The 22,492-nt window shown below is 47.1% G+C and carries 18 protein-coding genes; 10 read left to right on the forward strand and 8 right to left on the reverse strand.

Annotated features, from left to right (window positions below; all coding sequences use genetic code 11):
* Window positions 1-570: 570 nt before the first annotated feature.
* The 3 genes from gap to ppdK all read left to right on the forward strand — a co-directional run bounded on the left by gap (window position 571) and on the right by ppdK (window position 4,528).
* Complete coding sequence (gene gap / locus ACXX53_RS15745) at window positions 571-1,602, forward strand: type I glyceraldehyde-3-phosphate dehydrogenase (RefSeq protein WP_458569622.1); 1,032 nt, start codon at window positions 571-573, stop codon at window positions 1,600-1,602.
* Window positions 1,595-1,747 carry a GapA-binding peptide SR1P gene (locus ACXX53_RS15750; RefSeq protein WP_458569623.1) on the forward strand — a complete coding sequence of 51 codons (153 nt, stop codon included), beginning with the start codon at window positions 1,595-1,597 and terminating at the stop codon, window positions 1,745-1,747. Before gap ends, ACXX53_RS15750 begins: the two co-directional genes overlap by 8 nt.
* Window positions 1,748-1,837: 90 nt before the next feature.
* Complete coding sequence (gene ppdK / locus ACXX53_RS15755) at window positions 1,838-4,528, forward strand: pyruvate, phosphate dikinase (protein ID WP_458569624.1); 2,691 nt, start codon at window positions 1,838-1,840, stop codon at window positions 4,526-4,528.
* Window positions 4,529-4,576: 48 nt separating this feature from the next.
* Here the strand turns inward: ppdK and ACXX53_RS15760 are convergent, their stop codons facing one another.
* From ACXX53_RS15760 to ACXX53_RS15775, 4 genes are all read right to left on the reverse strand, one after another.
* Window positions 4,577-6,061 carry an ATP-binding protein gene (locus ACXX53_RS15760; RefSeq protein ID WP_458569625.1) on the reverse strand — a complete coding sequence of 495 codons (1,485 nt, stop codon included), beginning with the start codon at window positions 6,059-6,061 and terminating at the stop codon, window positions 4,577-4,579.
* 103 nt (window positions 6,062-6,164) lie between these two features.
* Window positions 6,165-6,875, reverse strand: coding sequence for an SRPBCC domain-containing protein (locus ACXX53_RS15765; protein WP_458569626.1), 711 nt, complete (start codon window positions 6,873-6,875; stop codon window positions 6,165-6,167).
* Entirely contained in the window at window positions 6,868-7,185 is a 318-nt protein-coding gene (locus tag ACXX53_RS15770) for an ArsR/SmtB family transcription factor (RefSeq protein WP_458569627.1), read from the reverse strand. Before ACXX53_RS15770 ends, ACXX53_RS15765 begins: the two co-directional genes overlap by 8 nt.
* Window positions 7,186-7,483: 298 nt before the next feature.
* On the reverse strand, window positions 7,484-7,744 hold the full coding sequence (locus ACXX53_RS15775) for a hypothetical protein (RefSeq protein ID WP_458569628.1): 261 nt from the start codon (window positions 7,742-7,744) through the stop codon (window positions 7,484-7,486).
* A gap of 188 nt (window positions 7,745-7,932) precedes the next feature.
* Here ACXX53_RS15775 and ACXX53_RS15780 point away from each other — a divergent pair, with 188 nt between their 5' ends.
* Window positions 7,933-8,766 (forward strand): divergent polysaccharide deacetylase family protein, encoded by an 834-nt coding sequence (locus ACXX53_RS15780; protein ID WP_458569629.1) that lies wholly within the window; start codon window positions 7,933-7,935, stop codon window positions 8,764-8,766.
* Here ACXX53_RS15780 and ACXX53_RS15785 read toward each other — a convergent pair.
* Entirely contained in the window at window positions 8,760-9,497 is a 738-nt protein-coding gene (locus ACXX53_RS15785) for an N-acetylmuramoyl-L-alanine amidase family protein (RefSeq protein ID WP_458569630.1), read from the reverse strand. The genes ACXX53_RS15780 and ACXX53_RS15785 overlap by 7 nt on opposite strands.
* Window positions 9,498-9,643: 146 nt before the next feature.
* Between ACXX53_RS15785 and ACXX53_RS15790 the strand changes: the two genes are divergently transcribed.
* The gene (locus ACXX53_RS15790) at window positions 9,644-9,901 is read left to right on the forward strand and encodes a YqzE family protein (protein ID WP_458569631.1); all 258 of its coding nucleotides are present in this window, start codon (window positions 9,644-9,646) and stop codon (window positions 9,899-9,901) included.
* A 102-nt stretch (window positions 9,902-10,003) separates the two neighbouring features.
* On the opposite strand, the gene ACXX53_RS15795 is transcribed toward ACXX53_RS15790, so the two are convergent.
* The 3 genes from ACXX53_RS15795 to ACXX53_RS15805 form a co-directional block, all read right to left on the reverse strand.
* Window positions 10,004-11,101 carry a hypothetical protein gene (locus ACXX53_RS15795; protein ID WP_458569632.1) on the reverse strand — a complete coding sequence of 366 codons (1,098 nt, stop codon included), beginning with the start codon at window positions 11,099-11,101 and terminating at the stop codon, window positions 10,004-10,006.
* 204 nt (window positions 11,102-11,305) lie between these two features.
* The gene (locus ACXX53_RS15800; protein WP_458569633.1) at window positions 11,306-12,460 is read right to left on the reverse strand and encodes a YqhG family protein; all 1,155 of its coding nucleotides are present in this window, start codon (window positions 12,458-12,460) and stop codon (window positions 11,306-11,308) included.
* Between the two features lie 47 nt (window positions 12,461-12,507).
* Entirely contained in the window at window positions 12,508-14,208 is a 1,701-nt protein-coding gene (locus tag ACXX53_RS15805) for a DEAD/DEAH box helicase (protein ID WP_458569820.1), read from the reverse strand.
* A gap of 420 nt (window positions 14,209-14,628) precedes the next feature.
* Between ACXX53_RS15805 and ACXX53_RS15810 the strand changes: the two genes are divergently transcribed.
* From ACXX53_RS15810 to ACXX53_RS15830, 5 genes are all read left to right on the forward strand, one after another.
* The gene (locus ACXX53_RS15810; protein ID WP_458569634.1) at window positions 14,629-17,190 is read left to right on the forward strand and encodes an adenosylcobalamin-dependent ribonucleoside-diphosphate reductase; all 2,562 of its coding nucleotides are present in this window, start codon (window positions 14,629-14,631) and stop codon (window positions 17,188-17,190) included.
* Window positions 17,191-17,941: 751 nt separating this feature from the next.
* Window positions 17,942-18,127 (forward strand): hypothetical protein, encoded by a 186-nt coding sequence (locus ACXX53_RS15815; protein ID WP_458569635.1) that lies wholly within the window; start codon window positions 17,942-17,944, stop codon window positions 18,125-18,127.
* 636 nt (window positions 18,128-18,763) lie between these two features.
* Window positions 18,764-19,669 carry a substrate-binding domain-containing protein gene (locus ACXX53_RS15820; RefSeq protein WP_458569636.1) on the forward strand — a complete coding sequence of 302 codons (906 nt, stop codon included), beginning with the start codon at window positions 18,764-18,766 and terminating at the stop codon, window positions 19,667-19,669.
* On the forward strand, window positions 19,666-21,126 hold the full coding sequence (locus tag ACXX53_RS15825; RefSeq protein WP_458569637.1) for a sensor histidine kinase: 1,461 nt from the start codon (window positions 19,666-19,668) through the stop codon (window positions 21,124-21,126). Before ACXX53_RS15820 ends, ACXX53_RS15825 begins: the two co-directional genes overlap by 4 nt.
* On the forward strand, window positions 21,101-22,468 hold the full coding sequence (locus ACXX53_RS15830) for a response regulator transcription factor (protein WP_458569638.1): 1,368 nt from the start codon (window positions 21,101-21,103) through the stop codon (window positions 22,466-22,468). Before ACXX53_RS15825 ends, ACXX53_RS15830 begins: the two co-directional genes overlap by 26 nt.
* The last annotated feature ends 24 nt before the right edge of the window (window positions 22,469-22,492 follow it).

Consider the following 22,492-nt stretch of genomic DNA (forward strand, 5'->3'; position numbering starts at 1 on the left):
TACCGCTACCTCGAGTTCTTCTACAACCGAAAGCGATCTAACAGTACCCTCGGATATATGTCGCCGGTACGATTTGAGCAATTGTACTACGAGAGAGCAGCATAACTTAAGAGTGTCCACTCTATTGACAGAAGAGCATTTACCCCGTTACAGAGTCGGTAATGTGCTCGAAAAGTGAGATAACGGGGTAAAACCGTCTTACGATATGCGGCAAAGGCGTTGCATGCTCGGATGGGACTGAGACGCACGTGTACAAGCAGCTGAGAAACGGCATACCGATGTTGCTGGTACAATAAGCCCTGACATGGCGATACAGCCGAATAGAATAGCACACTTGATCGCGAGCGTCGCATCGTGACATGTGTGCTATTTGTGCTGCAGTGGTGAGTTAATATGTGTCTTATATAAATGAAATAAGAGTCATAATGATTTAGATTCAATTAGAAATCTGTACGAATTGCAATGCGCATTCATAATCCACAAATATTTATGACGTATTAATAAAAAACTATTGATATATAGTACGTCATAAATTATTATAAAGTCATACTTAATGTGTGGGGTGAGAATTTGAAAATAGGACTTAACGGAACTGGCCGCATAGGGAGGTTAAGTATCCGAAAATTACTGTCAGATCGAAATCAGGATTTGGAGCTCGTGATGATCAATTCCACCAGCACGATCCCTACATTAGCTCACTTACTAAAATATGACTCCGTTCACGGCATATGGGGGGCAACAGTAGAAGCAGACAAAACCGGAATTATTGTGAACGGCAAGCACATTCCAGTGGCATCGGAGCGCAATCCAGAGAATCTGGATTGGGGCAAGCACGACGTTCATCTCGTAATTGACGCGACGGGTAAATTCAATGATCGATCCGGTGCGAAGAAACACATTCAAGCGGGCGCGAATCGTGTGCTGATTACCGCTCCTGGCAGGGATATGGATCTAACGGTAGTCATGGGTGTCAATCAGCATCGATTCGATCCTGAGAAGCACTGGCTAGTATCCGCCGCATCCTGCACAACAAACTGTATCGCGCCGGTGCTTCACATCTTGGACCAAGCGTTCGGTGTTCAGTTGGGCTGGATGACCACAGTGCATTCATTTACCAGCGATCAGAATCATATTGACAACCCGCATAAGGATCTGCGTCGCGCGCGTTCTTGTACGAACGCGATCATCCCGACAACGACGGGAGTGGGTAAGGCGCTAATCGATGTGCTTCCTCATTTGGCAGCGAAGATCAATGGCAACTCGGTTCGAGTTCCTACGCAGGATGTATCTCTCTTGGATCTGCAAGTGCAGTTGAACATGACTGTTGATACAAATGATATCAAGCAATGCTTCATCCATGCGATGAGCCAGCCGATCGGCAAGTATATCAGCTATAACGAGCTGCCGCTCGTGTCCTCGGATTATATCGGCAATGACAAGTCCGCCACAATTGACGGCTTGAGCATAATGGCTATTGGCGATCAAGTTAAGCTGTTAGCCTGGTATGACAATGAATGGGCCTATGCGTCGCGTGTGATTGATCTTGCTGGTCACATTGCTGAAGTAGAACATAAACAGAAGGGAGCTGTTATGTATGCATAGCAATATCAGAGAAGAGGTTCAACAACATGAGCTAGGGGCGATCCTGTGCAAAGCTTGCGGTGAACTGATCGCAACGATTCCAACGGAGGGCGTTAAGAAGATCTACGGTGTATGTCATAAAGAGGATTGTAAGTCGAAGTCATAAAATAGCGCGGCTCAGAATTCGCCAATAACTGCAATTGCTGTAATAGCTGAAATACAGGACCTGTACGAATAGTAGAGAGGGGAACCTATAATGGATAAATTCATTTTCGCTTTTCGCGAAGGAAACGCGAGCATGAGGTCGCTGCTTGGGGGTAAGGGGGCGAACTTGGCGGAGATGACAGCGCTAGATTTGCCGGTTCCTCCAGGATTTACGATAACGACAAAGGCATGTCACTTTTATAATAAATCAGGCAATCGCATCCCGAGCGTGCTGCTTGATCAGATTCACAAAGCCATGCATGAGCTGGAAAAGGAAAAGGGGCAGCAGTTTGGCAACCCGAGTCATCCGCTTCTCGTTTCGGTTCGTTCAGGTTCGGTTACATCGATGCCGGGCATGATGGATACGATTCTGAACTTGGGCATGAATGATGAGACAGTTGTAGGATTGGCGGAACGCACGAACAATCCTCGCTTCGCATACGACTGCTACCGTCGTTTAATCCAGATGTTCGGATCGGTTGTGTTAGGGATCGAATCACGTGTGTTTGAAATCTTGCTGCATCGATTGAAGGATGAGCTGCGGGTTGAGCAGGATCAGGAGATTCCTGTTGAAGGCTTGCAGGGCTTGATTGAACAATATAAAGAGATTATCTACAAATACGAAGGACGTCCTTTCCCGCAAGATGTATACGAGCAGCTCCAACTGGCTGTTGAGGCGGTGTTTCAATCGTGGAACAATCCGCGGGCAATCATTTACCGTCGAATCAACCATATCCCAGATCATCAGGGAACAGCAGTGAATATTCAGAGCATGGTGTATGGCAATATGGGCGATGATTCGGGCACCGGTGTCGTCTTTACTCGTAATCCTTCCACAGGTGAACACAGATTGTTTGGTGAATATCTGATTAATGCGCAGGGAGAAGATGTAGTAGCTGGGGTTCGTACCCCATTGTCAATTGAGACGATGCACGATGTCATGCCGAAGCTATATCAACAGCTCGAGAATATTGCTAAGCAATTAGAGCTTCATTATCGGGATATGCAGGATATTGAATTTACGGTTGAGAACGAGCGATTGTTCATGCTGCAGACGCGCACCGGAAAACGCACTGCGCAGGCAGCCTTCAAGATCGCTGTCGATCTGGTGAAAGAGAAGCTCATTACGAAGGAAGAAGCGATCCAACGGATCGAGGTGGCGCATCTGGATCAATTGCTGCATAGAGGGCTCGATGAGCAGGAGAAGCATGAGGTTCTGACTGTAGGCCTTCCTGCATCGCCTGGCGCTGCGGTCGGTCAGCTCGTATTCGATGCGGATACTGCGGCTGAATGGAGCCGCTTAGGCAAGCAGGTGATACTGGCACGTCCTGAAACGACGCCGGAAGATATTCATGGCGTTCTGGCGGCTGAAGGCGTGCTGACGAGCCGTGGGGGAATGACGAGCCATGCGGCGGTAGTCGCGCGCGGAATGGGCAAGTCTTGCGTATGCGGCTGCGAATCGCTGCGTATCCTTCCAGAGGAGAAGCGCATGGTAAGCGGCAAGCAGATATTTGCGGAAGGTGACTGGATCACGCTTGACGGAGCAAGCGGCCGTGTCATTGTGGGGGCAGCATCGCTGCGTGATGCCGAGATCACACCTGAGCTTGAACAGATCCTCCAGTGGGCGGATGATGTTCGTTCCCTTAAAGTATACGCGAATGCGGATAATCCGCATGATGCGGAGATCGCTCGTCAGTTCGGCGCAGAAGGCATAGGCTTGTGCCGCACGGAGCATATGTTCTTCGCGCCAGACAGACTGCCTGTTGTGCAGGATATGATTCTGGCGGAGACGCTGGAACAGCGCCAAGAGGCGCTGCATAAGCTGCTGCCGATGCAGCAAGCCGACTTCGAGAGCATGTTCCGCACGATGAATGGATTGCCGTTTACGATTCGCTTGCTCGATCCGCCATTGCACGAATTCCTGCCTAAGGAAACGGAGCTTCAGCAGAAGCTGGCTAGGCTGTCTACTGCTGACGATGCGGCTGAGCGGGAGAGGGAAGAACTGATGTCCTTGATCCGTAAGGTTCACGATCTGCATGAAGTGAATCCAATGCTTGGACAGCGCGGATGCCGCTTAGGCATCGTATATCCCGAGATCTATGATATGCAGATCGAAGCGATTGCGCTTGCTGCTGCACAAGTATTGAAGGAAGGTGTACGTGTATTTCCAGAGATCATGATTCCGCTTGTAGGGCATGCGAATGAGCTGAAGATGCTTCGTGAGCGTGTTGAACAGATGGTCAGCGTCATCATGAATGATTCGAAGCGCGGCGAAATGGCATACAAGATCGGCACGATGATCGAGGTTCCGCGCGCCGCTCTGACAGCGAAGCAGATCGCGGCTCATGCTGACTTCTTCTCCTTCGGAACGAATGACTTAACGCAGATGACCTTCGGCTATAGCCGCGATGACGCGGAGAACAAGTTCTTGGCGCATTATGTGGATAAGCAGCTGCTTCCACATAACCCGTTCCAAGTGCTGGACACTGAGGGAGTCGGTCAATTGATTGAATATGCAGTTAACGCGGGCAGAAACGTGAAGCCATCTCTGAAAACAGGCATATGCGGAGAGCATGGCGGGGACAAGGAATCGATCTTCTTCTGCTATCTCGCAGGACTAGATTATGTGAGTTGCTCGCCTTATCGTATTCCATTAGCTCGTATCGCGGCTGCGCAAGCTGTCATAACACATGGCGAGACGAATCCTATGGCAGGGCATTATCGCAACGTATCTGGTGAATAATTGTAATGTAAGAAGCCCCGGAGTTTATTACTCCGGGGCATTGCTCTTTTATAACAGTGATAGTTCCTCTTCGGATAGGATTGGAAGCTTAACGGTAAATGTCGTGCCAACATCAGGCAAGCTATGAACAGCAATGCTTCCACCATGATTATGAATAATATTGTAAGTGATCATGAGACCCAAACCAGTGCCTGATTCCTTCGTCGAAAAGAAGGGCTGTCCGATCTTATTCAGCATCTCGGGCGGCATGCCGCAGCCTTCATCCTGTACTTGAATCAGAATCATATCGCCATCAGGTTCGGCGATAACTTGAACAGATCCACCTTTAGGCATCGCTTCCATCGCATTTTTCAACAAGTTAATAAATACTTGCTTCAGTTGATTCGCTTCACTATATATCCAGATTGGCGGGCACTGATCGTTGAACTCAATCTCCACGTTCTTCATAGCGGCTTGCACACTCATTAACGTGACGACCTGCTTCAGCATAGACACGATCTCAGTAGGCTTGAGTTCATGGGTCGCTTGAGGTTTAGACAGGATCAGCAGTTCATTCACAATCAATTCAATCCGCTTCAGCTCAGAATCAATAATTTCAAAGTAACGAGGTTCATGACGTTGTGAAGAACTGATCAGCTTGATAAATCCGTTGATAGAAGTCAGCGGGTTGCGTATCTCATGGGCTATGCCTGCTGCTAATTGTCCAGCGATCGACAGCTTCTCAGACTGCATGAGCCGCTCTTCATCGCGCTTTTGATCGGTGATGTCTCTAAACACACCAACAACCGCTCTTTCCTCTTTATAATTGATATGAAGCGAGAATCCATCGACGAATTTCTGTTCTCCATCGAGGCAGTTGATCAGATAAATGACATTTCCGATCTTCTCCTTATCACGATATCTTCGCCGTCTGTCTGTCAGATGCTTATGGTAAGAACGATCTACGATGCTGGACGTATTCATTCCTAATACTTTCTCAAGTGTATCGGCACCAATCATTCGGAGTCCTGTACGGTTGACATACTGAACGACTCCTTCACGTGTAATAAGCACGGAGAGAGGCAGATCTTCCAGCAGCTGCTGGAATGAGGCTTCAGACTTCTCGAGCCTCTCCCCTGATGCAAGAAGCAAGGAGTGGAGTTGTTTGAGGTCTGATCGTTCTTGGTATTGAGCGAGAATCGAGTGGGGCACAGCATGATCATTTTTCAATATCGAAAGGGTTACATCTATAGGAATGTCATCTCCGGTGGGAGAGGAATAATGCTGTTGGAGCCTAATCTGGTTCGTATCATGAGACATTAAGATCTGAATATGCTGCACGATCTCGTCTATATGCTTCCGGTATATTCCGTTATTAGAGGACTTAGAGGCTAGCTCCATCTCTCCACATGCAAACAGATCACACAAGGCACGGTTGGCCTTAAGCAGTGTTCCATCTAATGAAAATATCGCCATACCGATAACGGCATGATCAAAGGCTGAACTGCAACCATGTTCAGGGTAGAGATGCACGGGAAAACCCCTTTCATTCATCAATGAAAGCACATGATAAAATATGGAATATTTAATCATATTATAAGCATCTCTATCAGTATCATCAATGGGAACTATAATCTTTTCTTATTATTCTGAATGGTTAGTTCACAATCTCAACGGTTGCTCTATAAGCTGCAGTCGTCAACTCGATCTCGAAGGAAACTCCATCTCTAATGAAATGAAGTTGTAAGCTCTTGCCGACGTCTTGCTCGGTAATCACCATTTCCAGATCATCATAGACAGCGATCGGGGAACCGTTCACATATGTGATGATATCTCCCTCCTTCAGCAGATTGTATGCCGGCGTTCCAGGAATCGTGTGAACAACCTTGGTGCCGATGAGAGATCCCTCCTCATACGTTCGATGGTCTGCGCCAATCCAGCTCTTCCAGAACGTCGAGCGAATATCCTGACCGAATTCAAGCACCGTTTTCATATTCCGCATGAACTGATAAGTACCGAAAGCCATATTATCAGCTGCCATCAGACCAAGCTCGCCGCTCCAGAGTCCGAGATATTCAATCGACACTACACAGCCCTCGGCATGCGGTTCAATGCTCCATATCGTGAGCTGCTGCTCCTCATCCTCCAGTACCAATCTCTTGTTCGGTTCAAGCTCTTTCACAATTCCGCCGTACGTGACACCCCAACCATAATCGAGACGGATAACACCGCCAGGTACAAGCTCCAGCTCGCATTGATTCGTTTCCCATCGGTTTCGTTCTGCAGGCTCCGTAAGGGTGGTCCAAGCTTGCTCTGGTGTCGCATGAATCATGATGCTGCGTTTAACGGAAGTAATCGGCTCATTCATCGTTCGTATTCTCCTCTACATAGTGTTTGAATTGGGTAAGCTTCAATTCCATCATAAATCCTAGATCCTGCTGAAGCTGCCTGTAGCATTGCTGCATCACAGGTCCATTCAGTCGGTACCAACGGTACTTTCCGTCTTTCCGCTCTAAGATGAGATCCTCTTCAAGCAGAATTGCAAGATGCTTCTTAATAGCTGGCTGGGAGATCGTAAAGGACTGGACAAGCTCACTCTGATTCCGCTCGCCTTGAGCAAGCATCTGCAGGATTCTTCTTCGAATCGGATCCGATATCCCGCGGTATAGGTCAGCCATGCTCTTCCTCCTAACATATAACCAAATGGTTATGTATAAAATATAGGGTATTATTTCCAATAAGTCAACTGCTGTTTATCGAATTAGTTCTTGAACGCATGTGGCAATGGGGAAATCCGGGTCTATGGTGAAAAACATGAACGGAGAGCATCTAGCTCAGGTGTATAGGGGACATCCAGTGGTGGATGTATGGGATTAAGATGATCGGACACAATAACGATATGCTCAGATGAAAAATCCCCTTGAACTGACCCGGACTAGTATCCGGAGCGTTTCAGGGGGATTTGTCATGATCGCTTTATTGCTTCTGCCAGTCCATCTCTTCTAGCTGTTCGTCAATGCTTTCAACATAGCTGTCAAAGCAAGAACAGAAGAAATCTTTTCGGCATATCGGGCAGGGTTTCGTCAACAAGCGAGTGATCGACTTCGTGCCGTTATTGTTGATGATTCGAAGTTGAGTACCGTCTTGAAGGGTGACAACTATCTGTCCCAAGTTCATATTTCGGTCTAAGTTGGCTTCGGATAGTCTCTTATGTTTCACAATCGGTTGATAAGACATTGTCATAATCACCTTCATTCTACAAATTTTGCGCACTTAACATCTTAGGGCTTTTGCTCTAGCTTGTCAATTCCAACTGACATATTATTATGCGACTGCATGATGATACCTAATGTTGGTGCATATTAAAGGGTAGATTCAGCCCAATAGGGCTGTCCTAGAATATCTAGTTGAAGAAGGCGAGTCTCATGAAAATGATGAAAGTATTTCGACAACGTACAACCCGATGCTTCGTGATTATGATCTTATGCATTGCGTTGACAGCAAGCTTAGGAGTGCCTATTCATCCAGTGTTGGCAAATCCTGAGCGATCCATTCCTGAACACAATAAGCAAGTTGCGATTGTTATTGACGACTTTGGCAATCGGATGGTTGGAACAGAGAAGATGCTGCAATTGCCAGTGAAAATTACGGTAGCGGTTATGCCGTTCATGCAAACGACAAAAGAAGATGCCGAATCGGCACATCGCTACGGACACGATGTCATCGTACATATGCCGATGGAGCCAATGCAAGCTCATCCAAAGTGGCTCGGGCCGGGAGCTATTATGGTCAATCAATCCGATGAAGAGGTAGAGGCTCGGGTCAGACAAGCGATTGACAACGTCCCGCATGCTGTCGGGATGAACAACCATATGGGTTCCAAGGTAACTGCCGATAAACGAATTATGCGCATTGTGTTAAAGGTCTGCAAAGAGAAAGGGATGTTCTTTCTCGACAGCCGTACCAATTATCGCTCCGTTATAGGTGAAGTAGGCAGAGAACTGGGTGTGCCAGTCATTAACAACCATCTGTTTCTCGACGATAAAGTGACGGAAGCGCATGTATCGAAACAATGGTCGAAGGTCATGCAGCTGTTGAACAAACAGAATCCATTTGTCGTTATCGGCCATGTAGGAGTAGGCGGCGCTAATACTTCGGCGGTGCTGCATCGTGTCATTCCTTCCGCCCAGCAGCATATTCAGTTCGTTCGCGTATCTGAATTGAAGGACAATCCGCCGCCTCCATTGTACACTCAATGATATAACAGCAGGTAATGCTCTAATGCGTCACAGATTCGCTGTGCAATTGCAGCTTGTCCGCGCGAGGAAGTCAGCAGCTCACGGTCGATCGAATTGCTAATAAAGCCAGTTTCGACAATGACAGCGGGCTGCTTCACTTTCCGCAGCAAATAGTAGGTATTGCCTATTTCCACTGCATGAGCAGCTCGCTTGCCATACAAGGCATTAAGATGTTGCTGGATCGTAGTGGCTAGCAAATGGCTGCGTCCCTCTTCCTGTTGCAGCACGACTGCACCGCGGGAGTTCTTATTTTTGTTCCAATTGACGTGGATGCTGACATATATACTTACCGGCAATTCTTTACTCAACTGATACCGTTGAGCAAGATCTCGGAGATGCCGTGAACGCGAAGCAGACCAGCGATTATCATCGCTTAGTGCATAATCGCCTGTTCGATTCAACACCGCGGGAATACCCTTGCTCTTAAGAAGCAAATACAGCTTCTGACTTATAGCCAAGTTGATGTGTTTTTCTAATACATCCTGGTAGCTGGTTCCACCATCGATGCCGCCGTGCCCTGCATCAATTAATACGAGTGGGGCAGGGAACAGTTGGGTGTCTGAATTTGGCGGACCGCTACTGTGTTGTTGCTCCAGTTGAGCCGGTTCTGCTGCAGCTGCAGCTGGAAGCAATCCAATATCCATCAAGCACAGGCATATCATTAGAAGGATTAATGATCTGTGCATCTTCATGGATCGCACCTCATTTCCGATACTGACTTCAATAATAGCCTGTACAACCCAAGCATTCGACATGCTATCGGTTTACTGGAAACGTGTTTAAAAGGGCGGACGGTCGTTCACAATAGTAGTAAATCAATAAATGTGAGGTGTGCATGATGAGCAAGAGCAAACGTGATGATTTGATTAAATACATTACTGAGCAAGTAGTCACATATATGGAAACACCAAAGGAAGCTCGCAAAGAACAAAAGGTGCGCAAAAAGGAACAGTGGTCTGTTCGCTGGTTTGGAGTAATGCCATTAAGCATGAAGATGACGGCTGGACGGATTGGACAAGCTGGCAAGCCTATGAAGCATGTAATCGTACGGATCACTGACCGAATGCGCAATCGAAAATGGACCAAAATGACGTAAACGAGAACAAGAAAATCGCCCAGCATCATGCCGCGCAGCAAAGCGCAGGTTAATGGAGGGCGATTTTTTATGTTGCAATGCTGTTGAAGGTGACATAGGAAGCTATGGAACGAGTGGGCGAACTGGAGACAGATATCCTTGCTGTAGAATACTCTTTTCGGATACATAACGCACACTCGCTTCGCCTGTTGGCTGTACGGCGATGTATCGAATATTAGCTTCGGCGGCGCTCTTACTGGAATCCTTCCAGACTTGATCGCCTACAACCGCGTATGGGAAGTTCATCGCCGTGTCGAATGTGCCGCTGCTTTCTACGCGCTGAACGTATACGAGCTGCTTCGAACCCTTAAAGGGCTGCCATTGCTTCAGCAATCGCTGAGCGGTTTCACCTTCGACCCTGCGTGTTTCATCCATCCAACCAATCTGATCATAAGGATCGAATGACTGAAGCTTGGAAGGCGCTTGCGCTGTAAGTGAACAGTCTTCAGTCTGAAATAGAACATGATCTGTGGTCATGCCGCCGCTCGTGCTGAGCTTGGCTGTAACAAAAGGAGCCATCTTCATCCATTGATCGTTCTGTGTCGGCAGCACCTCGCCTGATTGGGCTTCTATCCATTGTACGTCTGACTCATGCTCTAGCTTCCATACCGTTAACAATGGCTGAACGTAATATGGAGTAATGATGACCGACTTCTGATCGTTCAGGTCTAAAGAAGCTAAAGCGTTGTCCAACGTATGCTGCGCGAAAGGATAGTTCTCGCCTGTACCATATTCCGTAAGAGAATAATCGCCGTTTTCCGTCGCGTGGATGATCAAATAACCAAGTGATTTGTTCTTCTGCGACGTGATGTGAATAATCCAACCGTGGGTGCCTGGACCGAGCGGCTGAATGCTAGTGTTTGCATATTTCCATGAAGTAAAGGGCTCATGCTGGGATAGAGCTTGGATCGCATCCTTTACGGCTTGCTGGATGCTGCTCGTTGCTGAGGATTTCGGACGGACTGGCGCGCTTGCTAGAACGATATCGAGCTTATTGTTGGATACTTGCGCAGACATCGAGGCATGCGAAGGCTTGTGCGATTGTTTCCAGGAGTCGTTTCCTGCAATGATCAGAAAGGAGATCCCGGCAGACAGCGTTGAAGTTAACACGGCTGCCGAGACGATTTGAATTAGCGGCTTCATCCATTTTGAGCGGTTCATTTCTATCTCACCTCTACCTCAACTGACATTTTAATATAGGTATGTCCCGAAATAATCCATTTCACTCATTGTATGGGACAAGCCTATAAAAGACTGTCACTTTAGGGGATGAGAGGAACAAAATATTCATTCTATTTTTGCCGTAATGTGGCGCAATTGCTCATAACACACGATAACAACAGGATTCGAGCTGGTTCTTCCCCCTTATGTAGTAAGCATTTCATCTCCAAAGGGAAGATGAACGATAGCCGAGTTAATCAGCTGAACGACAATTCGCGGTTCAAATTGCCAGCGAATCTCCTTCTGCCGCATTTCATATTGCTCTCGCAGCGTAAGTTGAGACGGCTTGACAGCTTCCGGTTCGTCCTCAGTTGACGTTGGTTCGTTATTAATCGCTTGTGTGCGTTTTCCTGTAGAAGCGGGTGCCGGCTTTTTTTGTTCCTGTCCTTGTCCTTGTTCTTGTTCTTGTTCCAGCAGCGGCTCGTAGTAGGAGGCTAACCTCGCCATTTCGTCCTCCAATCGCTCACTTGCGTCAATTGCCCAATCAATATCATAAGGCTCGATCTGGATTCTGACCGCTTGTTCGACGATATCCACGAGCTGTTCGATCGAATACCGCCACGTCATCGTATGGACATGCGGCGGCAGCTTAGGAGTCAGCTCACGATGCGTCAACCGTTCCATGAAGCGTTCGAGCACTCGACCGGAGACACATGAGATGCCGAAGGAATGGATCTCCTCACGTTTCAAGTCGCAGGCAAATTCAAGCTTAAGATTGATCAGCAGCCATGGCTCGTATGCTTTAGACAGCCGTGTACCGCGCGCAGCGGACTCAGGAGAGCCTGTAGATGCTTGTTGGTCAAACAGCATGTGGAAGCGTCCGTGCTCGCGAGCGGCCTGCATCAGCTGGTCCAAGCGCCGGCTTCCATAATTGACATCTTCCCGAGGTATGCGTCCGATGCCGCCGCCCCCTCCCGTAAATGCAGGAGCCACCCCGAAGTAACGATGCAGAATAGAGTCGGGCGGCGCATCTTGAACAGGTGACTCCTGATCAGTCGTCTGAGCGGCTTGTACGGCTTGTGGCGGCATTGGAGGAGCCGCGGCGGGTGATGTGACATAGCTGACCGGCCCGCGCTCTACAGGCATGGCTGCAGGCTCAAATACGAAGGTGAAACGCATCGTTTCCGCTTCTGCTCCGGTACGGTCCACAAAGCCCCAGTAATACGGGCGATTGGTCAGGGCCCGATCCGCCTGCTCAGAGAGCTTGACGGTGACGTAGACGGGCGTTTTCTCGATAATGTGACACCCCGTTGCTTCTAGATAGCGCATCACGAAGCTCGTGACCTGCTCGGTGTTCATGCTGTGCTGCCTCCTCATTATTGCGGCTGGTGGCACTGCCGCAGTCGTTACGCTTCTGCTTGAGATCCGAATCGATTGATGAACGCCTGCAGGGCGTTGTCGCCCTCTTCCGCGTTCACCTCTTCATGAAGCTCATTCCGTATGGAATTCAAGGAATGTCCCAGCGAGTGCAGCTGAGTCTGAATGTCGTCCTCGTTGTCCGCTTCGAGCAGGATGCGGGAAAGGCTCTTCTCGAAGCTGTCCTGCTGCTCGAATCGCTCCAGAATCATATCCAATCTACCAATTACCATTTCAAACATATTGATTTTTTCGTGCAGCAGATTTAGAATATGTTCTTCGATTGTTCCTTGCGTAGACAAGTTGTAGATCTTGACGTCTTGGGTCTGACCGAGTCGGTGAACGCGTCCTATACGCTGTTCCACTCGCATCGGATTCCACGGCAGATCAAAGTTTATCATATGGTGGCAGAATTGAAGATTGATGCCTTCTCCGCCTGCCTCTGTGGCGATCATCACTTGAGCGCGTCCGCGGAACAGGTCCATCATCCAATCCTTCTTGCCGCGATTCATACCGCCGCGATAAGGAACCGCTACGAGACCATGCTTGCGAAAATATTGCAGCAGGTACTCTTGTGTCGCGCGATACTCGGTAAATAGAATCACTTTCTCGTTCATATCGCGGATCAGCTCGATTGCGGCTTCTGCTTTCGTATTCGCCGTGATGCTCTTTATTAGGTCAACCAGATCCCAGATCCGATCGCGGATGGGTGAATCCTCAGGCAGCTTCTTCGCTAGGTTGACAAGTGTGAGGAATACAGCATCTCGGCTGGAGCATACTTCACGCTGCAGCGTAATGAGTGAGAAGGCGCTGCCTACATCTGCGCCGCCCGTTCGATATTGGTCGCGGATGAAGGAAGTTACCCCTTGGTATAGGGCCAGTTCCTCCGGCGACAGCGTTAGCGGAATATTTTTCACGATGCGTTTGGTAAAATGAACGCCGCCTTCGCCGCGCCGATTGCGGATCATGATCTTGGACAGCTCATGCTGCAGGTCGGATTCGTTCTTAGGCACGCGCTTCTCCGCAACGAAGTTGGCGCTGAAATCTCCTTGTCCGCCAAGCTGTCCAGGCTTGAGCAGGGTGATGAGATTGTACAGCTCATTCATGTCATTCTGTACAGGAGTGGCGGTAAGCAGCAAGCAGTACTTTTTTCGCAGCTGAGTAATGAATTGATAGTTCGTCGTCTTGCGATTTTTTAATTTGTGAGCTTCGTCAATAATTAACATGTCGTACTCCTGCTCCAACAGGATGGAGCGGTGCGGTTCGCGCTTTGCCGTATCCATAGAGGCTACCACGATGTCTGATTGCCACTGGTATGCCTTCTTCTGCGCGATGGCGGGAATGCCGAATTTATGATTCAGCTCACGTACCCATTGCAGTACAAGTGAAGCCGGAACGAGAATAAGCGCTCGTTTGACGAGCCCGCGGATCATATATTCCTTGACGACGAGGCCTGCTTCTATCGTCTTTCCAAGGCCAACCTCATCCGCCAATATCGCGCGGCCGCGCATTTCATGCAGAACCTTCTGCGCGGTTTCTAATTGATGGGGAAGCGGCTCTACTTGGCTGAGATGGGTTAAGCACTGAAGTTCGTCGAAGCGGTGAATGACTTTGGCTTGCTCCGCTTCATAGGCAAGCTGGAACAATGTCCAATCGTCCCAGGGGCCATTGCGGTCGATACGGGCCTGCATCTCTTCGAGCCAATTGCGGTCAAACTGGAAGGGGATGCGCTCATCGGTAAAATTGTTAGTTGTGTTATGATTCACGTTACGGACCTCCCTCCACATGGATGTACAGTGTATATGTAGTTTGGGGAATGTTGGACGGGTCTATACACAGCTCTATATAGGACTTTCAAAACAGAACAGCTATTCTAACGATGTGTCAAATTGCCAATGTGTTAAAATAACGAGATTCATAGAGAAAATAATAGCTTGACCTGAATCTTGAGCAGTTCTTCGATGAAATTACACGATTAACCATTAGAGTTTCTATATCTAGTATAGTAAAATGATTTTCGCACACTATATATTGTGGTGTTTACATACATTAGTGTTAAATAAGCACTGTGTGCGAGTTGTCGAATTAAATGAATCGGGAGGTTGTTTTCTTTGAAAACGGTGCGTAAACAACGTTTGGAAGGTTTAAGCGAAAAAATATTTCTAGATCGTTACGCTTGGAAAGATGCGGATACAAACAATACTAAGGTTGGAGATGTTGTACTGGTATTGACGAAAGACGATCCGAAGTTTCCTGCGAAGGAAGTTGGGGAAGTTGTAGCAAGAAATGGACGGGATGTATCCGTCAAGCTGCGCAGTGGTGATATCGTGCAGTCCACAACTGAAAAATTGACCCTTACGATCGAGAAAACGCCAGAAGAAATGTGGGACCGCTTAGCCTCCGCGATGGCATCAGTAGAAACAACCGCAGAGAAGCAGCTCGAATGGACAGAGAAATTCCGCTATGTGCTGGATGATTGGAAGCTCGTACCTGGCGGCCGTATTGCTGCTGGAGCAGGAGCAAGCGAAGAGTTGACTTTGTTCAACTGCTACGTTATTCCTTCACCTAAGGACAGCCGTGGCGGCATTATGCAGACCTTGTCTGAGATGACTGAAATTATGGCTCGCGGCGGCGGCGTTGGTATCAACCTGTCATCTTTGCGTCCGCGCAGAGCGATTGTAAAGGGTGTTAACGGCTCTTCCAGCGGTGCTGTATCCTGGGGTGGGTTGTTTAGCTATACAACTGGCTTAATAGAGCAGGGCGGCAGCAGACGCGGCGCGCTCATGCTGATGATGAACGATTGGCATCCGGACGTGATGGACTTCATCACGGTTAAGCAGACGATGGGACAAGTAACGAATGCGAACTTGTCTGTGTGCGTCAGCAACGCCTTTATGAAGGCTGTAAAAGAAGATCTGGATTGGGACTTTGTGTTCCCGGATACGACAGATCCAGAGTACGATGAGCTGTGGGACGGCGACCTCGATAAGTGGAAGCAGATGGGTAAGGAAGTTATCCATTATCGTACAGTTAAAGCTCGCGAGATCTGGAATATTATCATTGAATCCGCTTGGAAATCGGCTGAGCCGGGCGTTGTGTTTATGGAATACTACAATCAGATGTCGAACAGCTGGTATTTCAACCCGATCATTTGCACGAACCCATGTGGTGAGCAAGGACTTCCAGGCTGGGGCGTTTGCAACCTGTCTGCTCTTAATCTATCTAAGTTCTATGATGAAGAGAATCAAGATGTGGCATGGGATGAACTCGCGAAAGTTACGCGCTACTCGGTGCGCTTCTTAGATAATGTAATCGACAAGACTCCATATCATTTTGAAGAAAATAAACAAAATCAACAAACAGAACGCCGTGTCGGTCTCGGATCGATGGGTCTTGCTGAATTGATGATTAAGCTTAATATTCGATACGGAAGCCCGGAATCATTAGAATTCCTTGATAAATTATATGGCTTTATCGCTCGTGAATCTTACCTGGCATCTTCTGAGATCGCTGCTGAGAAGGGCTCCTTCAAGGCGTTTGACGATGAGAAGTTCCTGCAGAGCGGCTTTATGAAAAATATCGTAGAGACATACCCTGAAGTGGGTGAAGCTATCCGCGCTCAAGGTATGCGTAACGTAACCGTAATTACACAGGCGCCTACAGGTTCCACAGGAACGATGGTTGGAACTTCAACCGGCATCGAGCCTTACTTCGCATTTAAGTTCTACCGTCAGAGCCGTCTAGGCTTCGATGAGCAGTTTGTGCCGATTGCGCAAGAATGGCTTGACGCGCACCCAGGTGAAGAACTGCCGGATTACTTCGTGACTGCGATGAGCTTGTCCGCTGAGGATCATATCCGCGCGCAAGCTGCGATCCAACGCTGGGTCGATAGCTCGATCTCGAAGACAGCGAACTGCCCGAATGACTTCACAGTTGAAGATACGAAGCGCTTGTATGAGCTGGCATTCGATCTGGGCTGTAAAGGGGTAACGATCTATCGTGACGGCAGCCGCGATGTACAAGTGTTGACGACGGAGAACAAGGACGAGAAGAAGGAAGAAGCAGCAGAGCAAGGCAAGGCTGAAGCAGCAGTTGCTGCTGCACCAGCTCCAGCAGCTCCAGCTGTGCCAGCACCGACTGGCCATGGCAGCAGCTACTTGCGCCGTCCGCAAGTGCTCCGCGGGGCAACCTATAAGATCAATACGCCATTCGGCATGGCTTATATTACGATTAACGATTATGATCACACACCAGCTGAGATCTTCCTCAACGTTGGTAAGGCTGGTTCTGATGTATTTGCAATGGCGGAAGCGCTCGGCCGCGTATGCTCCTTGTTCCTGCGCTATGGAGATCATGGCAACAAGGTTGAGCTCTTGATCAAGCACCTTAAGGGTATTGGCGGCACCGGCGCGATCGGCTTCGGCGCGAACCGCGTGGAATCCATCGCGGATGCCGTAGCGAAGGCGCTTGAGACTCACCTTGCTGAGCATGGCGACCACGATCATCACATCATCGAGCCTGCACCGATTGCAGCGGCCATCGCGCCTGCGAATATCGCGATGAAGGGCGAAGTGCAATCGCGCGACCTGTGCCCATCCTGCGGCGCGGCAGCGCTCCTGAACGTGGAAGGATGCAAGACTTGCGCAAATTGCGGATACAGTAAGTGCAGTTAAGCGAGTAGGCGATAGTTGCCTATTATGAAATGTGAAATTCCAACTTGAATTAATAATAAATGGGGCTAAGCAATTATGATTAATTGCTTAGCCCCATTATTTTTATCAGAGATGGATATGCGTATATGTTGAAAAACAATGCTGGAATCTCATTTAATTGGCGCTGTTTAAATATATTGTTGTTTTTCATCAAATAAATAAGCGTATCAGAGTAAATTTCGAATACGCTTATTTTCAAAAGATTAATTTAATTAATTCAGCCTATTTTTTATCTTTTATATAGACTACTAATCCATAAACAAATAACAGTACACCTATTAACATTAACGAGTGTATAAACCCATTTAAAATCGGGACATATTCACCTGTTAAGTTTTTATTTCGATATACAATACGAACTAAATCATATGCTAAAGGTGTGCTTATAAGTACGATTATAATGCCAGATACAATATAAATACTATGTCTATTCATAGAGACACTTCCTTTTTAAGATTTCAATTATTTACTTTCATTAACAGCAATATTCTACAAATATTTCCACGATCCTCTTTGCATAGGTTACAATCAACCAACTAAAGAAGCATCATTTTTCAATAGCAACATACTTTGCGAAAACAGATGAAAGTTTTACTATTATCCAGAAAATGCATTATCGCGAATCTATTATAAAGATTATGGGATCGCGATACTAGATGAACCTTCAACTGCACTAGATCCAATAAGTGAATATGAAATGCACCACAATCTCATGGAATCAGCAAAAGATAAAACAGTCATTATGATATCGCATCGTTTGTCTACTACGAAAGATGCAGATCGGATATATCTCCTTCATCAAGAATTAATCATTGATGAAGGTACTCACGAACAACTGATGGAATTAGACGGAATGTATGCTGAAATGTATAATGTGCAGGCTGAAAGTTACCAATAAATATCACATGTGAAATTCCAAATTGAATTAATAATCAATGGGGCTGTCCCAAAAGTAGATTTTTTCTACCAGGTGCGGGAGCGGACACACGAGCCGCTATTTGCAGCAAACACCACTAATTCGCCATGCTAGCGGACCGTAGAGCCGTTATTTGTCCAGAATAAGCAGTTTAGTGCTAGTTTTGAAGCAAATAGCGTCATCTGAGTCCGTAAGACCTCAAAAAATACCCCGAAATCATGAAATAGCGGCCCCTGTGTCCGTTCAAGCACGGGTCATCCGGCCTTGCTGCCACCGTATGTGCTATCGGACAAAAAACCGCTGATCCAGTCTCATCGAATAGGTAAGCGGTTCCTGATTGATGTAGTAACAAAGAAGGGTTGTCCCAAAAGACATGAGGAAGATGGCTTTTAGGACAGCCCCATTATTTTTATCAAGGATGATGAATGCGCGTACAAGCTCGATTATGAACTTCCAATAGCGTTTACTCCTTGATATAATTGGCTATACTTTGCTTGCATGCTGAGACTTTCTCAAACACCTCGGAGGTACTCCGTGAAACATAAAAGTTGGACTTTAGGGCTAGTTAGCATACTTCTTGTTTTCTGCTATTTTTTATTCCAGTTTGTATCTTCCACGTTGAAAATCGATCATTTGGTCCAGGAAATGAATCAGAGCGGAGTCGAGAATACACCATCGAAACACGTTGTACTGATTGCTCAGGAGTTAGACAATCCGTTCTGGAGAATGGTAGAACAAGGAGCAAAAGAAGCGGCAGAGCAGTATGGGATGGAGATCGATTACATGGGTCCGATTCGCATTAACCCTTCCGAACAAACGAGGCTTCTGAAAAAGGCGATTGCTGCGAAGCCGGATGCTATTCTCGTGCAGGGGATCAAGGACCAGCAATACATTCAACTGATCAACCAGGCCATCGATCTTGGTATTCCCGTGATCACCGTAGATGCGGATGCGCCGGAGAGCCGGCGGCTTGCTTACGTTGGAACTAATAATAAGGAAGCAGGCAAACGCATGGGAGAGCTAGTAGTAAAAGATGCTGCCGGGAGAGGTTCGATCGGCGTCATTATCGGAAGTGAATTCGCAGACAATCAACGGCTAAGGTTGGAGGGGTTCCGTTCCATCATTTCCAATACGCCGGGTTATGAGATCGTTGCCGTTCGCTCATCGAATATTTCACGGATTCAAGCTGCGCAGCAGACAGAAGCCTTGTTGAATGAGTACGCGGGTATTCAGACGATGGTAGGATTTAGCTCCTTGGATGCTGCAGGAATCGTTGAAGGAATGAAAATGACAAACAGAACGGATGTAAGTGTATTCGGATTTGATGATTTAGAGGTAACCAGACAGGGTATCGCGAATGGAGACATGACGGCTTCGGTGGTTCAGCAGCCACAAGTGATTGGATCCCAAGCTGTTGAATTGTTAAACGCGTTTTTCAACGGGGACTCTATCCCGATTCAGAACTATATACCAACGAATATTCTGGACCAACATCAGTTGAAATCAACGGTGGGCAGCCCATGAATATACGCAGAATGCTGTTAATTGTGATTCCGTCCCTTTTTGTTGTGAGCAATGCAGTCGCGTTCTACATCTTCCAGAGTGGTATAACGGTACAGCAAAGTTATAATATGATGCTCAATCGGGTATTATTATACAAGCAAATTGCCGAACAAACGCAGGACAATCTCCGTGATCTGAATGTCTACATAACGGATCGAAGCGATCTTAGCCGAGAGGCATATATACGTCAACGAGATGAGCTGAAGCTACTGCGGGAAAGCCTGTCTGCACTAAACACAATTCCATCGACGGAGCTTACAGTTCGCAGCTATAACCATATGATAGACACCTTTATGGAGCAAGAAGATAGTGTAATTCAAGCATTAAGCCGTACAGATTCATTAGCGTATGCGACTTTCTATGAAGAGGCTGAGCAAACAGCCGCGTTCGTTCAGGAAGCGGGACATGATCTCATTGACTTGGAGCTTAGTTATTATCAACCCTTGTATCAACAAATTCTAGACCAAACGAAACAGATGAATTATTGGGGAGTCGCGGTCTTTATCTTGAATACGCTGATCAGTGTAATGTTTGCTTATTGGATATCTCTGAGGATTACCAGACCGATCGAGCAGTTGACGAGAACCGCACAGCAAATCTCGAACGGCAATTTACAAGCTCCTATTCCACAGATAAACGAACATAATGAGTTTGGGATATTATCCAGAACATTTGAGCACATGCAAGATAACCTGAAAGAACTTATTGAGAAAGAGAAAGAAAGCTTGGAGAAGGACAGGCTGGTCAAAGCATTGGAGCTGGAGGTTCTGCAGAATCAGATTAATCCGCATTTCCTCTTTAATTCCTTAAATGTTCTATCCAAGCTTGCTTTACTCGAGGGCGCTGAGACAACAAGCGATCTGACGGTCACCATGTCCAATCTTCTTCGGTATAACCTCCGAAAGTTAGATCGTCCGGTACCGCTCAGGGATGAGGTGGAGCATGCGAAAGAATACTTTACCATTCAACAAGCCCGTTTTCGTGATCGGATTCGGTTTGTAACGGATATTGACGAAAGAGGACTGGGCGTGTGTGTTCCAGTGCTAACCCTCCAACCTTTATTGGAAAATGTCTTTGTCCATGGCATTGAGGGTATGGAGGATGGGGCTGAGATTAAACTTGTTATTGCTTGCGAGCCTGAAGAGGTCAGGGTTTCCATATCAGATAATGGGATTGGGATGAGCGAAGAGGTCCGAAAGTCGCTGCTTCAGTTGGATTCCGAGCCATCGCCTGAGCATAATAAGGGACAGTCTACAGGCTTAGGAACGCGCAATGTGTTCAAAAGACTTGAATTATTTTATGGTAAAAAAGATCTCATAGACATCTACAGTGAGCCGGGACATGGAACGACAGTTCTGATTCGGATTCCTGCTGCGGAAAAGGAGGGTGGAGATGTATCGCTTAATGATCGCAGATGATGAAGCCCTGGAGCGAGAAGGCATTGAATGGATCGTTAATCGAATGATGCCGAATACTTTTGAGATTATTCATGCGGAGAATGGTCGCATCGCGATTCAAAAGGCCTACGAATTTCGTCCGCATATCATTATGATGGATATCAAGATGCCCGGTATTCAAGGACTTGAAGCGTTAAAGGAAATCAAAGCTCACAATCCGCAGGTCAAGATGATTCTGGTTACAGCCTATGAATATTTTGAATATGCCAAAGAGGCGCTATCTATAGGAGTCAAGGAGTATTTGGTCAAACCGGCTAAACGCGATCATATCGTCGAACTCTTGAAGCGGCTGTTAGCGGAGATTGATCAGGATCAAAGAAAGCGCGATGAGGAATTCGCGATAAGAGATAAGTTCTACCAACTGCTTCCGCTGGCGGAAACGGAACTGGCGCTGGTCTTTATGACCGATCAAGTGAATGAGATGGAAGCAGGACAGCTTGTTGATATTCTCGACCTCTCCACAGCTAAAGGATGTGCGCTTGTGCTTGCCTTGTCGGATATGAGGCAGCCATCCCAAATGGAATTGGACAAGGAAAAGAAAAGGATTTACGAGACAGTAAAAACCGTTGCAAAAGGGTATATCAAGGATAGGGTCGGCTGTGTGGTCAGTTCTATGGTTCATTGGCATATGGCCATTTTTCTGCTTGAGAAGGATGCTGTTACAGATGATACTCTACGGGAAGAAGCTCTTGGTCTCGCTGCAAAATTGATAGAGAATCTTTACGAACAGCGAGGGATCGACGTTATTGCAGGCATTGGCTCTGTCCGGGTAGATATTGAGGGAATCCGAAGATCGTATTTTGAAGGCGTATTCGCATCTACGTTTCATAAACAATGGGGCAGTATATGTCATTTTGAGGATCTGATCATTCCTTCCCTAGAAGGACCAGGAGTATCTGCAGATTCTGATATTGCAAACCATTCGACTGAGCCTACTTACGTGGAAATAGCAATCCAGCAAATCCGGGAAGAACGAGAACGGAGCACATGGAGTGTAATCGATAATGCAACCACATTCATTCAAGAAAAATTTTGCGAAGAGCTTTCCCTTGAGGATGTAGCGGATCATGTTCACTTAAATTCGCACTATTTTAGTAAAGTATTTAAGCAGCAAACCGGGGAAACCTTTATTGATTATGTGACAAAGCTGCGGATCAACAAGGCCAAAGAATTGATAAGGAACGGCCAGCTCAGCTTAAAGGAAATCTGTTATTTGGTGGGATACAAGGACCCTAATTATTTCAGCCGGGTGTTTAAGAAGGCAGCGGGGGTATCACCTACAGAATATCGCAATCAACTATAATGCCAATTAGAAGGTTCATGCGGG

This window comes from Paenibacillus marinisediminis (genome assembly GCF_054343325.1).

Excerpts from the sequence above, each read along its gene's own strand:
- ACXX53_RS15750 (WP_458569623.1), top strand. The coding sequence starts at position 1,595 with ATGCATAGCAATATCAGAGAAGAGGTTCAACAACATGAGCTAGGGGCG.
- ppdK (WP_458569624.1), top strand. The coding sequence starts at position 1,838 with ATGGATAAATTCATTTTCGCTTTTCGCGAAGGAAACGCGAGCATGAGG.
- ACXX53_RS15790 (WP_458569631.1), top strand. The coding sequence starts at position 9,644 with ATGAGCAAGAGCAAACGTGATGATTTGATTAAATACATTACTGAGCAA.
- ACXX53_RS15800 (WP_458569633.1), bottom strand. The coding sequence starts at position 12,460 with ATGAACACCGAGCAGGTCACGAGCTTCGTGATGCGCTATCTAGAAGCA.
- ACXX53_RS15785 (WP_458569630.1), bottom strand. The coding sequence starts at position 9,497 with ATGAAGATGCACAGATCATTAATCCTTCTAATGATATGCCTGTGCTTG.
- ACXX53_RS15780 (WP_458569629.1), top strand. The coding sequence starts at position 7,933 with ATGAAAATGATGAAAGTATTTCGACAACGTACAACCCGATGCTTCGTG.
- ACXX53_RS15795 (WP_458569632.1), bottom strand. The coding sequence starts at position 11,101 with ATGAACCGCTCAAAATGGATGAAGCCGCTAATTCAAATCGTCTCGGCA.
- ACXX53_RS15805 (WP_458569820.1), bottom strand. The coding sequence starts at position 14,208 with ATGCAGGCCCGTATCGACCGCAATGGCCCCTGGGACGATTGGACATTG.
- ACXX53_RS15760 (WP_458569625.1), bottom strand. The coding sequence starts at position 6,061 with ATGAATGAAAGGGGTTTTCCCGTGCATCTCTACCCTGAACATGGTTGC.
- ACXX53_RS15825 (WP_458569637.1), top strand. The coding sequence starts at position 19,666 with ATGAATATACGCAGAATGCTGTTAATTGTGATTCCGTCCCTTTTTGTT.
- ACXX53_RS15775 (WP_458569628.1), bottom strand. The coding sequence starts at position 7,744 with ATGTCTTATCAACCGATTGTGAAACATAAGAGACTATCCGAAGCCAAC.
- ACXX53_RS15770 (WP_458569627.1), bottom strand. The coding sequence starts at position 7,185 with ATGGCTGACCTATACCGCGGGATATCGGATCCGATTCGAAGAAGAATC.
- ACXX53_RS15765 (WP_458569626.1), bottom strand. The coding sequence starts at position 6,875 with ATGAATGAGCCGATTACTTCCGTTAAACGCAGCATCATGATTCATGCG.
- ACXX53_RS15830 (WP_458569638.1), top strand. The coding sequence starts at position 21,101 with ATGTATCGCTTAATGATCGCAGATGATGAAGCCCTGGAGCGAGAAGGC.
- ACXX53_RS15815 (WP_458569635.1), top strand. The coding sequence starts at position 17,942 with ATGGAATCAGCAAAAGATAAAACAGTCATTATGATATCGCATCGTTTG.